Origin of the sequence: Lactiplantibacillus songbeiensis, from assembly GCF_005405125.1 — a bacterium.
Classification (GTDB): Bacteria; Bacillota; Bacilli; order Lactobacillales; family Lactobacillaceae; genus Lactiplantibacillus; species Lactiplantibacillus songbeiensis.
The window spans coordinates 43447-57106 of sequence record NZ_BJDL01000007.1; the positions used below are offsets into that span (position 1 = coordinate 43447).

Consider the following 13660-nt stretch of genomic DNA (forward strand, 5'->3'; position numbering starts at 1 on the left):
TGACGGTGTTTAAAGTTGCTAATGGTGATATAGTTAAACCGAAAGCCCTAGGATAATTGTGATGATTGGACTTCCATAATTTTTATGAATATAGATTAGGTTATTTAAGAATTTTAGGGGGCTACGAGATGAGTAGCAAAAATTTAATGCAGGGTTCAAAACCAGTTAAGGTTCACTATCGGATGTATAAGTCGGGGCGTCAGTGGCTCTTTGCCAGCATGACGGTTGTGACTGTTGGTGGCAGTTTATTATGGGGCAATCAAGCACATGCAGCCACGACTACGCCAACTAACAATGAATCAGCTGACCAAACAACTGTAAGCGGTACCGCATCGGCTAGTTCAACGGTGACGTTACATGAGTCAACAAGTACAACTTCACAAGTGTCGTCTTCCAGCGCTGTTAGTGGTGACCAGCAAAGTGGCACTAGTGCCATGAGCCAAGATAGTCAGGCCAGCCAAGCGAGTCAAGTAACTAATGACTCGAGTAGTGCTAGTCAGCCAGCTATTAGTGAGGGGCAATCAGCACAGTCATCGGCTCAGACATCGAGTCAGGCCAGTCAGACGAGTCAAGCAACTAGTGCGTCGAGCAGTGTTGGCCAGTCAGCGACTAGTGTTGGTCAACCATCACCAGCGGCAACTAATTCAATTGACGGTGCTGCAAACCAGTCAAAATCAGCCGTATCATCACTAGCGAGTGTGGCTGATAATCAGCGGATTACCGTACAGCACGTCGTTAGTTTGGCGAATGAACAAGCTGATAGTGGCACATTAATGGCTAACTTAATGACTTCGGGTGTCAACGCGGCAAATAAGATAGTTGCGACTCGGGCTAGCTTACTTAAGGATGCAACCCCGGATTCGACGTTTACTTGGACGATTGATGACACTGGGACAACGTTAACGTTGAATGGCGGGACGCCGACTGAATCGCTATATACGATGCTGACGGATGCGCAACGTGAGAAAATTGAACACATTGTCATTGCAAATCCAGTGACGATTATCGGTGATGTTGGTAAGAATTTTTTAATGGCTTTTACTACGATGAGACGATTACCGGGCTGGAAAAGATCAATGTTGATCAGGCGACTGACTTGAACTCAATGTTCAATCGGTTAGGTAATAATCCCTCGTTTAAGCCCATTGCATTTGGTGGTTTGGCTAACTGGAACGTTTCAAATGTGACGACCTTTAGATTTATGTTCTATAATGCGCAGATTACTAGCGTCGATGTTAAAAATTGGCAAGTTAGCCAAGTGACGGATATGGGATATATGTTTGATGGGACCTCGCAATTATCTAGCCTGGACCTTAGCGGTTGGCAGGTTACAGGTGGTACATTGAGTGACATGACCGACTTTGCTTACGAGTCTAATATCAGTCATTTGGATTTGCGGACTTGGCAAGTAGCTCCAGGACTTAAGGTCAATGCTGCGATTAGTACGGATAATTTAACTGAAGTAGGGTTAAATGACAGTTTTCAAAACTTTAATATGGGTGATCTTCTTGGTTTTCGCAAGTCAGCGGGATATCCCTATGATGATCAATGGATTGATGAAGCCACTCAGAAACGTTATACGGCTGAAGAACTGGAAACGTTATATGATTCTGGTCAAGGGACGACTAGTTTATATAAAATTCATACGGTTACAGTTCAGGGGCTAACGACTAAAGCGGTGACCATTTATCCGAATATGACTGTTGACCCAATCGCTTTTGCGGACACGTTTGTTGATACAGATGACCGAACATGGAATGCAAGTAATATTGACACAAACGCTTCGAATTTTAAATTTGCGAGTCCGGTTGATACGAGTCAAGTTGGTGATTATCAGGTTGAGATTATTTATACGAATGATCAAGGTCAACCAATTTCGAGTGAGGCAACTTTGCATGTTATTCCTAGTAAAGTGACCTACACTATGCAAAATCAAACTGCAATTATTAATGAAAATCCGGCTGATGCGGAAGATACTGAAAAACGTTTAGCGTCACTAATCTCTAAACTGGAACAAATGATGGTTGCAGACGATAATGGGCAAAAGCTGACTTTGCTAACAGGACTAGAGCTTACTGAAGATTCATATGCCGCATTTGAAGCTATTGAGAGCTTAATTCCAGGGGTTTATTCAATAACATTTACGCATACAGATCCAATTGATAATATTCCCGTGGAATCACCGGTAGTTACGTTTACGTTGATTGAGTCAAAAGCAAAGCTCACTTTAAACCCGGTGACAATTATCCGTCCTGATGGCTCAATTACGGCGACTGACTTATTCCAAACAGCGTTAGATGGTTATGGCGACTCTTTGATCGGTGCGGATGGTCAATTAAGTTCGGCAGTGACACTTGATTTAAGTGGCTTGAATTTATCAAAACCAGTGCCGGGGACGTATCAAATCTCGGCAACTTATACGGATGAGGCCAATAATGTCGTGACGGCGACGCAAGCCGTTACTGTAGCCAAGACAAAGCAAAGTCTTGACTTGAATAATCATGATCAGCCAGTATCATTGATTGCTGGACCACGCCCTTACTTTGTTCCCGCTAACTTGGTAGATAGCGCAACTGATGGATTTGGTAATCCTATCGATGCGTCACAATTGCAGTACGATTATTATGACTTGAATAATCAGCCAGTAACTTTGGATTTAAAAAATCCTGGTAAATATCAATTAAAAATTAGCTACCAGGACAGTGCTGGTAATATTATCAGCAAAACAGTCCCAGTTAATCTCGATGCCACCAAGGCAAAAGTTAAATTGACGACGAATTCAGAGGGAATTGTGATCAACGATACTGACTTTGATCCAACCTCATTGATTGAAACTGCCGTTGATGAAAATGATGACCCATTGAGTCCAACTGTCGTTAGTACCTTTGCACGCATGGCTCGTTTAGGCGGCAATCAGTTATTAATTACCAATCATGTAGATGTAACTAAAGCCGGAACTTACACGGTTGATTTCAGCTATACCGATGTTGCTGGCAACGTGTCTGAGCAGCATGCCAACGTCACCGTATATGTACCTGCAACCTTTGCGATTCAACCAACACAAACAATCACTCAAGGCGAGGTATTTGACCCGCGGAGTCTCTTTGTATCGGGAACCGGTGTTGATGGCGCAACCTTAACTGCGGCTGATTTGACGTATGATTTGAGTGGTGTTGATTTTACCAAAGCAGGTGTCTACCAATTGCCAGTCAGTTACAAGGATCAATATGGCAAGTTGACGACGGCTAACTCAGAATTAACCATCAAAACGCAGCCAGTTGTTGGTCAAGCAAAGATTACGCTGAATTCAGTAGCGCCGATTGTGGCCGCGGCTAATCAAACCTTTAATCCGACGCGAGTGGTTAACATGATTACGACGGCCACCGGCGAAAAAGTGGCGGTAACCGATCCAGCGGTTAAGCTGACAAGCAATGTTGATCCAACCAAGCCGGGGACGTATCAAGTACGAGTCAGTTATGCTGGTGTTAGCGCCACTGCGACAATTACAGTTATCGCAGCGACTAACCCGGGTGATGATGGTAATAGTGAGACAACTACCCCGACTAAGCCAAATGACGGGCATAACGGTGGCACCACACCCTCTACTAATCCGGATGATAATGGTGGGACAACCACCCCAACCACGCCCGATATGGGAAACGGGAACAATGCGACGGTTTCAGATAATAATGGTGGCACAACGATGCCAACGGTTAATAAACCAGTGACATCAGTTAAAACACCGGCAACTGCTAATCAGTCTAAACCAGTTATTGCTAAGAAACAGGTAACAAACCAGCCTGTAACTAATATCCGGCCAGTTAAAGCGTCATTGGTAGCGACCGATGTGCACGTTAAAACTGGCACTTGGCAAGCTAGTCCGGCAGGTGTCATGCTAGCTAAGCCTGAAAAGACAACCGTTACCTCGAAAAAAGTTGATTTAAAAGCGCCAACATCTAAGCAGCCAACCAAATCGCAACCGATCAGTGGTGAGTTACCACAAACTAATGACCGAGTATCGGCTGTAGGTATTGTTGGTGCCGCATTAGTCGGACTACTAGGTTTGTTTGGTTTGGCTAGTCATCGAAAGTTTTAAGTTGAAATTGATTGATTTAAGGTCTGAAATTAAGTTTTCAGGCCTTTTATTTTGAACTATTTTGACGCAATGGTCTAATGACTGATCTAAAGTGGGGACTTAGATTGAAGGCTGAATCGGATGATTGGCTTAGTAATGCTTAAGTAATCATCACTTGCAAGTAATGGATTGGTTAGGTTTAGTGCGTTAGAATAGTTGCTAGGGTAAATGGTTCTTACATTATTTAATTTATTTTATTGAAATCATTTAATTAATATACATGGACTGATTTGTTGGATGAGGGTAACCGAAAGGATGCGGGTTAGAGATGTTGTATAAGCAGAATGCCAGGATTCAAAAGGCAAAAATACATTATAAAATGTATAAATCTGGTAATAAATGGCTATTTGCTAGTTTGACGATGTTAACTTTAGGATTAGGTGGAACGGTGACTGCGCAGGCGGCAACACCAGTTGGACCATCAACACCAGCCGGAACCATGACTAGTCCGGACACTAAAACGTTGCCTAAAAGCCAGTCGATACCAGTATCTTCAGGAGCGCCAGTCGTGGCGAGTGGCACGTCAGCGGCATCGGCGGCAACGTCTGGAGCTGTTAATTCAACAGTTTCATCAACAGCGGCCGCAGCAAGTTCTGAAGTTGCGGGTTCACAAGCTGTTTCAGAGACTAGTGCAACCAGCCAAGCCACGAGTACTACAGTTAGCATGGCCGGGACCGATGTCACTAGTGCTTCAACAACCCAAGCATCGACAGATCCAGCTTCGACGGTAGCGCCAGGTGACCCTAAAGCAACATCACGGGCCTTACCCATTGAAAAAGCTACTGCCGCTAAGCGTTCAACTGTGGAACTTGAAGGGATGAACGGGACTGTTCACTGGCAGTTGTCAGACGGTGAATTAACGCTCGACGGTGGGACCTTAGCGGAAAATGAATTCAAAGATAGCACTGGCAATACTGACTGGAAATCACGCGTTTATCATGTCACCGTGAAGGCGCCGGTAAAAGTTGTCGGTAAAATTGGGGTTGGCTTGTTTCAAGATTGGAATCAATTAGTAAACATTAAGAATGGTGAAAATTTAGACGTCAGTGAAGCCACTGATCTGAATCATATGTTTGCTAATGATCCGAACTTAGCTTCTTTAGACGTTAGTCAATGGCAAGTAGATCGGGTGACTGATTTTAGTTGGCTTTTTTCAAATGATGCGAGTTTAGGCAGAAATAATGTCATAGTCGACCAAGAAGATACGATCTGTTCGGGGATAATTGATGTTAGCAAGTGGCACACTACGGCAGCAACTAACTTACAAGGGGTTTTTCAAGGTGTTCACCGAAATGGTACTTATCCGATGACTTTAAACGTGGCTAACTGGCAGGTTGATCACGTCACGAATATGAGCGAACTTTTTGCGGAGACCACCTTAGGCCCGTTGGATTTATCTAAGTGGCACGTTGATCAAGTGACTGATATGAGTGGCATGTTTGCGCGGGTCGAAGGTCTGGAAAATTTGGACTTAAGTCAGTGGCATGTGGGAAACGTCACTACGATGGCTGAGATGTTTCGTGAGACGACTGATTTGGCGAGCTTAAACGTTGGTCATTGGGATGTCAGTCATGTAACCGACATGCATGCGATGTTTTATGGCACAATGCTGCCCAAGTTGGCCTTAAATCAATGGGACGTTTCAAATGTCACCAACATGGCCGGTATGTTTAAATGGTCAGCGTTAACGGATTTACAGATTGGTGATTGGCAGACGGGGCATGTAACTAATATGGGGCATATGTTTGAGCAGGCCGACTTAGTGAAACTAGATTTAAACCGTTGGGACGTGAGCCAGGTCGTTAATATGACTGGCATGTTCAAATTAATGCCCAACTTACGGGACTTGCAGATTAGTAATTGGCAGACCCACCAGTTGACTAAAATGGCCGGGATGTTTATGGGGATTAGGGATTTAACGCCACTAACGACCTTAGATATCGCTAATTGGGATACGTCACACGTGACGAGCTTTGATCAACTCTTCCGAGATCAGAGTCATTTACACAATCTAGATGTCAGTCGGTGGGACGTTCGGCAAATTGAGTCAATGGACTATGCGTTTGCTGATACTGGTTTGTTGGCGATTGATTTAGGCGACTGGCAGTTACAGCCGTATGTGCATATGACACGTGCGCTTAATTCAACAGACTTGGGAAGAATCCGAATTAATGGGACTTTTCGACCTTATGACGCCGATATTTTTCCGACACCCAAAGTGATGGACGGTAATAGTGATACTGGTCATTGGTATAACTTGGCAACCAATCAAAAATATACATCAAGTGAATTGGTCGATTTGTATCATAAAGTGGACAATCAAGGTAATCCGATCGAGCCTGGCCCACTAGCCACCTATATTTGGCGACCAGATCGCAGCCTACTAGAGGTCCAGAATGATGTCAAAATTTATCAATATACGCCATGGCAGGCTGGGCTAGTCATTAGTAAATTGTTAGGCGATCATGGTAATCCAATTGATCCAGCTACCGTACCGGCTGAAGATTTAGTCGTCACGGCGGTCGATACTAGTAAACTTGGCAAACAACTTGTGCATATCAAATATACGTCCAGTTATGGGAAAGTCTTAGAAAAAGAAACGACTGTCGAAGTTGTCCCGGCTGGCAAAGCTACCTTAACCGGGCGCGATGTCCTTTTAATTGCGGGACCCAAACATACTGCGTCACAATTAGCGTCTTTATTTAGCGGTACGAATGAGCAGGGACAACCGTTAACCTTAAATGATGTCACAGTGAGCTGGGTTGATATGAATGGCGAGCCACTCGATCAACCAGATTTAACGCAAGTTGGTCAGTATTGGGGCCGGTTTAGTTATCAGACTGATAATGTGACTCTTACACAGGCGAGTCAATTAACCGTCTTACCAAGTCGTGCGCTGGTACAGTTGACACCGGCCACCGTCGTTGTTGGACCCAATGCGTCCTTTAATTTAGATGATCATTTGTTGATTTGGGATGCGTTTGGTCAACCACTAAGTAGTACGAGTGCTGGGGTGAGCGTCCACTGGGTCACTGGGCCGCAATTGCGTGCGACCCAAGCGACCGGACGGTATACCGCGACGGTTAGTTATACCGATATTGCGGGTAATCAGTTGACCGATACCGCGACGATGCGCTTGATTAGTAGCCAAGCTAATATCTTGACGGTACCGAGTTTGAAAGTCTTGCAAGGCACAACCTTTGATCCGACTCAAACGGTTATTGCAGCATGGGACGCGGCTGGTCAGCCTTTAGCGTCCACGCAGTTAACATATGCGTCAACGGTGGACCCATCGAAGTTAGGCCAATACTGGGTAAAGGCCAGTTATCAAGATGAAGTCGGTAACGCACCGATTATCAAGTGGGTGCCGGTAACGGTTATCCAGCCGGTTAAGATTAGTTTAAAGACGCCACCATTGTTAATTGCTGGTCCCAAAACCACGTTTGACCCACAACAATTAATCGAGCAGGTGCAAGATGAAAACGGTCAAACTGTTCCACTCAACCAAGTGTCGGTAGTCAGCAACGTGAATCCACAACGAGTTGGCACTTATCCCGTGACGGTTAGCTATGGCGAGGGCAGTGCACAATTAATGGTCGTGGTGCAGGCGTCACAGGCTGGTCTCCAAGTTAAGACGCCGATTAAATTAGTGGTTGGTCAAGCTTGGCAACCGCAAGCCGCTTATGTGAGTGGTACTGATGCGACTGGTCACACCTTGCCATGGTCAGCGGTGACGGTGAAGGGACAAGTTGATTCCCAACAGGTCGGCATGACTGAGCTTTGGTATCAGTACACGGATATTGCCGGTAATCTGTGGCAACAGTCCGTCTGGGTACAAGTCGAGCCAGATACTCAACCAGGTGGTGGCGGGGGTGGTACGGAGACACCGGGACCGGTGCCGCCAATCACAACGCCAGAGCCGCCGGTTGAGCCGGGGACACCAACTGATCCTGAAAAGCCCACGCAACCAGAGAAACCACTGAGGCCAGTTCAACCAACTAATCCGACTAAACCAGGCACTGGCGCGACTGCTGGCGGACAAATCACGGTGAAACCAGTCATAGCTAAACCAGTAGTTGCATCGAAACCAAGCGCCAATTCATCAAAAGCGACTGAATTACCACAAACTAATGAAACGACTACCATCGCGACAGCTTTAGCTGGTGTCAGTCTATTGATGGTTAGTCTAGGTGAGTTGATTGATTGGCGTCGTTTCTTCTAAAATTAATATTTTTTAATGAGGCTTGGATTAAGTTCCAAGTCTTTTTTGTTCGGTGACTTTGTTTGTAATTAATTTAAGTCGTTGTCTGGAATTGAAATGACAGAAAAATCTCCCGATAGATTAGTATCAAGCTAGCCTAACCGTAGTGGCAAGTAGAATCTGATAGTATTCAAACGTGTTCACGCTAATGGCTAGGCACTACTCAGAAGTAACCTGTTGGCGCTCACACTCTTAGAAATTGTTAAGTTTCTCAACATCAAATATACAAACGGACGGCCTTCCGATACAATAGGACTAATGAACTTTCGGTATCTTGGGGAGGGCGGCATCATCGTTTATGTGAATTGGTATATCGCCGCGTTTGATCATTGGTATTCAGTCATGCTGGTCTTTGTGCTGCAAATCCTAATTAATCGGGAATTGCAACATCGCCGGGTCTATCTGACCGTTGTGATGATGGCAGTATTGTTGACCGGATCCTATTTACTTTATGATGATTATTCAGACATTGCGACGTTTATTGTGAACTTGGGGTTGCTGGTCTTCGTTAAAGATAAAAAGTATTTTATTGTGACGAGTCTGACGGCGACCCTTGCTTATATTTTATTTAGTTTTTTTGGCAATTACGCGACAGAAACGATTTTTGATCTTTTTCATTTAGGTATCGGTCTGTGGAGTGGCTGGGCTTTTGAAATTGTTGGGGAAATCGTGGTCACCGCATGTATGTTGGTCGTGGCGATTAGTTTTCGACTGTTACACAAGCGGCATGCCAAGCAGTTTAGCGATGACGTGACGTTAAACGTGATTGCGAGTGCTTTGATTGTGGCGGCGATTGCGTACTTTGCGATTGCATCGGCGGCCGATAATTATAACATCGGGCATGGCTTTTTAGGTATCTTGATGATTATCTTGGTGGCAATCCTGCTGATCAACGGGGGGACGTTTATTTACTTGTTCTACAGCTATACAATGCGGGTTCAAGCCCATCGGCAAGCCTTAGAACGCCAGCAATATGATATTTATGTTAAAAATTTGGAAAGCAGTTATCAAAATTTACGTAAGTTCCGGCACGATTATCAAAATATTTTGCTCTCATTGAGTGAGTACGTGCAAGACGCGCACAATGCCGAATTGCAGACTTATTTTGATGATGTGATCAAGCGGTCGCAAAAGAGCTTGAGTCGCGATTTTGGACATTTTGATAATTTGGAACGGATTAAAGACAAGTCTCTCAAAGCTATCATTCAAGATAAGTTTTCAGCGGCACGTCAAGCAGGCGTGCAAGTGCGGTTAGAGGCAAATGATGACATTTCAACGCCGCCAGTTGATCCGGTGACGTTGGCCCGGGTGAGTGGGATCTTATTAGATAATGCGATTGAAGCTGTCAACGGACAACCCGGTGGCGAAATTGCGGTTGCCGTTGTAAAATACGCGAAAATGGTGGAATTGATTTTTGCAAATTCACTGCAAGCGCCGATTGACCGGGTCGATGAATTGTTGACACCGGGGCATACGTCGAAAGGCGCTGGTCACGGTCAAGGGTTAGCGACAGTGCGCGAGCTGCTGGATCCGTTGCCGAACGTGACTTATGAGATTAGTGCCCAGCAGCAATTTGAATTTATCATTAGTATTGAAAGTGAGTGAGAACCTTTGTTGAAGACTTTTGTGGTTGAAGATGATCCAGAACAATTAGCGACGTTAAAGCAGATTATCACGAATCATATTATGATTAACGACTTTGATATGCAGCTAACGTTGGCGACTGGCCAAGCCCAGGCGTTACTAGATTATTTAACGGCTGAACCGGCCGTTGAAGGATTGTATTTCTTGGATATCGAGTATCCTGGTCAAACTTTGAACGGGCTGGAGTTAGCGTCTCAGATTCGAGAACGGGATGTGAATGCCAAGATTGTCTTCGTCTCAACCCATTCAGAAATGGCTTTTTTGACGTTTGAACGTCGAATTGAACCGCTGGACTTTGTGGTAAAGGATTTAGGTGCAGCAACCGTTAAGTCGAAAGTCGAAAAAGACATTCGCGTGGCCTATGATCGCTATACCAAACAGGGGCTGACGAGTAAAGCTATGTTCTCTTATTCTAAGGGCGGCGAATTGTTCAACTTACCGTTATCGCAAGTCTTGTTTATTGAAACGGGAACTGCGCGGAATAAGTTGGTCTTACACCTGGCTGATCGCATGATTCAGTATAACGGTAAGATCAGCGATGAAACGGTTGCTCATCCGGAACTCTTCCGAGTGCATAAGAGTTTCTTGGTGAATCCGCAAGCTTTGGTAAGGGTCAATAAACAGTCCCAATTGGGATACTTTGAAAATGGCGAATCAGTCGATATTGCGGTGCGTAAAATGCATGATTTGATTACATTGATCAAACAATCGGCCTTGACGGTAAAAGTTGATTGACTCTGATGTAACATAATCGTTGTGATTTATAAAATAAGGATAACGTTGGTGCAGGCTTCTTTAGGCTTTGCACCTTTTTTCGTCTGTTTGGCTGGAATGCAGGTAAGATAGAATTATTGAATCGAGCGGTCGTGGGGGCCGGTCAAAAATGGGGGATAAAATCAATGAAGCAATTTTGGTCGCTAACATTGATGGTTCTCGCCGGATGCTTCTTAATCGTAGGTTCGGAGTATAGTTTGCAAGGTGACTATCGTCATTATCGGCATAAGGTCGTGGCCAAGGTGGATTATCACGCGGCTAGCCACCATGCGACGATTAAAGGGCGGACGAAACATGGTGTCATCGTAACGTTTCGGACAGGCAAGCGGGTCCATCAAGTGATTTCAAATAAGCAAGATGGCCGGTTCTATACGAAGTTGGCTGTTAAAGCCAATCAGCATGTAACGGTACAAGTACCGGGATTGAAACGCACCGTTTTGACCGTGCAATAGTGTCGAAGAGTTAGTGCAACTAATGGGTAGATCTGACCAGGAGTGGTGAGGTCTTTTTTTGTTTAATTATTGGGGAGGTTTGCTAAAAAAGCGTTAAGCTTCCTAGCGATTGGTAGGCACCTTTCACAAATTAGCGTAAGCTGAACTTAATCGAGAAAAGGAGTCGTGAAACCACGCTATGCTTGTGATTGGCATTATCTTAATAATTGGAGTTGTGGGGACGGGGGTCTTACGGTTTCGCTATCATTACCGGCTCTCCATGGGACCGGTAACGGAAACAGCCTTCGCATGCTCGTTACTCAATATCGGGGTGTTTTTGTTATTCGTGTTATTGGGACAATTGCCGGGGCCGTTTTTGACCATGGGGCCGATTTACTTGCCACTGTACCGGTTTTTACAAGGCGGTATCATTCCACTAACGGGCATCGTGTTGGCGATTGTGGGGATGGTTCGCGAACGTGGCCTAATGGATTGGTGGCTACTACAATTTAATGTCTTATTTTTAATCTTTGATATCTTATTAGTTTGGCTGGGAAATTATGCCAGCTGATTATTTTAAAAAACGTTTGATGGCGGCATAAAAATGTTGACCATCCGTCACGGCCGTGTGATTAACCTCAACGGCCGTGATTTTTTCATTGTCGAGAATGGTGGCGTTTTGATTGTCAGTCCGAACTAAAGTGATGTCTAGTTGCCGCACACGTTTGTCGCTGAGCGTAACCGATAGAATGATTTCGTTACTGGTCATTGGCTGGGCTTCAACCTGGGTGCCAAGTAGTTTTTGCAAGGCGACTTCTAAGTCCATGGCATCGCCAGCCGTGAATTGCGACTTGTGACCATTATGGATATCTGCGATAAGATAATTGATCGTATTGACCGCTTTGACGTAGGCTTCACCGTCGGGCCGGTCAGTTTGTGGTTGGGTACCATTGTTGACTTGTTCATACGGTCGGCGTCGGATAACCCCGAATCGGACGCCGGCAAAAAAGACGCTGATGACGATGACACTGATAATGATGTGGACTAGCATTTGAGAAACTCGCTCTCCTTAATGAGTGAAATTGGGTATTAATTGATAATTGGTATACATATAAATGAGTAATCATTTGATAACTGATACCACTTGTTCAACGCTTAACTATATCCTACCATTATTTTTTGAAAATGCCTATGTATCAGTGAAAATTATTTGACATAAGCAGTAACTGACAATTAGTTTTAATTTTATAAATGAATCGTATCAGAATATTGGTCTAAGTTTATCCCAAAAAATTGGGGCTTGAATTTTAACTGGCATTAACCGTTGAGGCAATACTTGATAAATAAGGTTTGATAGAGAATTAGGGTTACGCTTGGTGCTAGTTGCCTTAAACTGCTACTCCGGTTGGGCCAGAATCGGCTGAAAAGCGGTGGCTGCGTTTGGAAGCCAGTTCGGTATTCCAAGTCGGGAGTTAGCTAAGTTGGAAAATCACCGACCAAGATAAACGACGCCACTGAGCCAATTCTGATCCGCCCAGTGTGAATGGTTTGATGATCTATGAACAACTTAAGCTACAAACCAACCGGCAGGCGGCAATTTTAACTAGTACCAAGCGTTAGGGTTATAAAATTATGGCTAAATAAAAAATGACTCTACCGCTATACAGCAGTAGGGCCAAAGAGTTAGGTTTAAGTACAATATGGGGGATTGTACTTACTTGTCCATCCACTTTGGGGGAGTAAAATGAACAAGTGTATAATTATTAGGTACAAAGATATAGTATTATATAATTGTGAAGAAAGTGTGAAGATTTGTCCTAAATACGGAAAAAGTTGGATTTATTTTATAAATCGCTATATTAATTTATAATTTAACTTCATAAAAGCATTTGTATTAAGAGTTGGCTACTGAATTTACCAACAGTCAGTTAGTAAGCATGGTAAAATAGAGATTAATTGAAAGTTTCGAGAGGTGTATAAAAATGAAGTTAACTGCGATTGCTCATAACGTGGCACATGCGATCAAGGATCGTAGCTCCGATAATCCGTATATTTTAGCGATTGAATTCACTGACAAAGCGACTAAAGGTAAATCTGCCACTGGGTGTGTGATTGTTCAGATGAATGACGCTAAGCATTACACCATTACTAGCCCGGATTGCCGTTATATGGATGTTGGTAAGGATATTCTCGCGATGGAACTTGGCGCTTTTTTTGAATGTGACGACGATTTGGACCAACGAGAAACGATGGTCGAGACCATCAATCAGTTAGTTGCTGATGACGAAACTAATGATAAAAGTTTAGTTACCGCTTAAAAACTGTCATTATTAGTTGCTGTGTAGGCGCATCTTGCTTAAGATGGCGCTTTTTTTGTTGCATTGAAAGTCAAGTTGTTCGCTTAGACGTTGTCAG

At 44.2% G+C, this 13660-nt stretch carries 9 protein-coding genes; 8 read left to right on the forward strand and 1 reads right to left on the reverse strand.

Annotated elements, in window-relative coordinates:
* The first annotated feature begins 128 nt into the window (after positions 1–128).
* The 7 genes from FFM77_RS02345 (at position 129) to FFM77_RS02375 (ending at position 11816) form a co-directional block, all read left to right on the forward strand.
* Positions 129–1100, forward strand: a complete 972-nt coding sequence (locus FFM77_RS02345) for a KxYKxGKxW signal peptide domain-containing protein (RefSeq protein ID WP_137634140.1) — start codon at positions 129–131, stop codon at positions 1098–1100.
* Between the two features lie 5 nt (positions 1101–1105).
* Positions 1106–4096 carry a bacterial Ig-like domain-containing protein gene (locus FFM77_RS02350; RefSeq protein WP_263390720.1) on the forward strand — a complete coding sequence of 997 codons (2991 nt, stop codon included), beginning with the start codon at positions 1106–1108 and terminating at the stop codon, positions 4094–4096.
* A 307-nt stretch (positions 4097–4403) separates the two neighbouring features.
* Positions 4404–8357: a BspA family leucine-rich repeat surface protein gene (locus tag FFM77_RS02355; RefSeq protein WP_137634142.1), complete on the forward strand. Its 3954-nt coding sequence runs from the start codon at positions 4404–4406 to the stop codon at positions 8355–8357.
* Between the two features lie 297 nt (positions 8358–8654).
* Positions 8655–10001, forward strand: coding sequence for a sensor histidine kinase (locus FFM77_RS02360; RefSeq protein ID WP_223876756.1), 1347 nt, complete (start codon positions 8655–8657; stop codon positions 9999–10001).
* A gap of 9 nt (positions 10002–10010) precedes the next feature.
* Positions 10011–10775, forward strand: coding sequence for a response regulator transcription factor (locus FFM77_RS02365; RefSeq protein WP_223876757.1), 765 nt, complete (start codon positions 10011–10013; stop codon positions 10773–10775).
* A gap of 164 nt (positions 10776–10939) precedes the next feature.
* The gene (locus tag FFM77_RS02370) at positions 10940–11266 is read left to right on the forward strand and encodes a hypothetical protein (protein ID WP_137634144.1); all 327 of its coding nucleotides are present in this window, start codon (positions 10940–10942) and stop codon (positions 11264–11266) included.
* A 178-nt stretch (positions 11267–11444) separates the two neighbouring features.
* Positions 11445–11816 carry a hypothetical protein gene (locus FFM77_RS02375; RefSeq protein ID WP_137634145.1) on the forward strand — a complete coding sequence of 124 codons (372 nt, stop codon included), beginning with the start codon at positions 11445–11447 and terminating at the stop codon, positions 11814–11816.
* Here the strand turns inward: FFM77_RS02375 and FFM77_RS02380 are convergent, their stop codons facing one another.
* Entirely contained in the window at positions 11817–12296 is a 480-nt protein-coding gene (locus tag FFM77_RS02380; RefSeq protein ID WP_137634146.1) for a hypothetical protein, read from the reverse strand.
* 931 nt (positions 12297–13227) lie between these two features.
* Between FFM77_RS02380 and FFM77_RS02385 the strand changes: the two genes are divergently transcribed.
* On the forward strand, positions 13228–13563 hold the full coding sequence (locus FFM77_RS02385) for a hypothetical protein (protein WP_137634147.1): 336 nt from the start codon (positions 13228–13230) through the stop codon (positions 13561–13563).
* Positions 13564–13660: the final 97 nt, after the last annotated feature.

Bases quoted from the DNA above. Each gene is read 5' to 3' on its own strand.
- FFM77_RS02350 (WP_263390720.1), top strand. From the start codon at position 1,106: ATGTTCAATCGGTTAGGTAATAATCCCTCGTTTAAGCCCATTGCATTT.
- FFM77_RS02370 (WP_137634144.1), top strand. From the start codon at position 10,940: ATGAAGCAATTTTGGTCGCTAACATTGATGGTTCTCGCCGGATGCTTC.
- FFM77_RS02345 (WP_137634140.1), top strand. From the start codon at position 129: ATGAGTAGCAAAAATTTAATGCAGGGTTCAAAACCAGTTAAGGTTCAC.
- FFM77_RS02360 (WP_223876756.1), top strand. From the start codon at position 8,655: ATGAACTTTCGGTATCTTGGGGAGGGCGGCATCATCGTTTATGTGAAT.
- FFM77_RS02375 (WP_137634145.1), top strand. From the start codon at position 11,445: ATGCTTGTGATTGGCATTATCTTAATAATTGGAGTTGTGGGGACGGGG.
- FFM77_RS02355 (WP_137634142.1), top strand. From the start codon at position 4,404: ATGTTGTATAAGCAGAATGCCAGGATTCAAAAGGCAAAAATACATTAT.
- FFM77_RS02385 (WP_137634147.1), top strand. From the start codon at position 13,228: ATGAAGTTAACTGCGATTGCTCATAACGTGGCACATGCGATCAAGGAT.
- FFM77_RS02380 (WP_137634146.1), bottom strand. From the start codon at position 12,296: ATGCTAGTCCACATCATTATCAGTGTCATCGTCATCAGCGTCTTTTTT.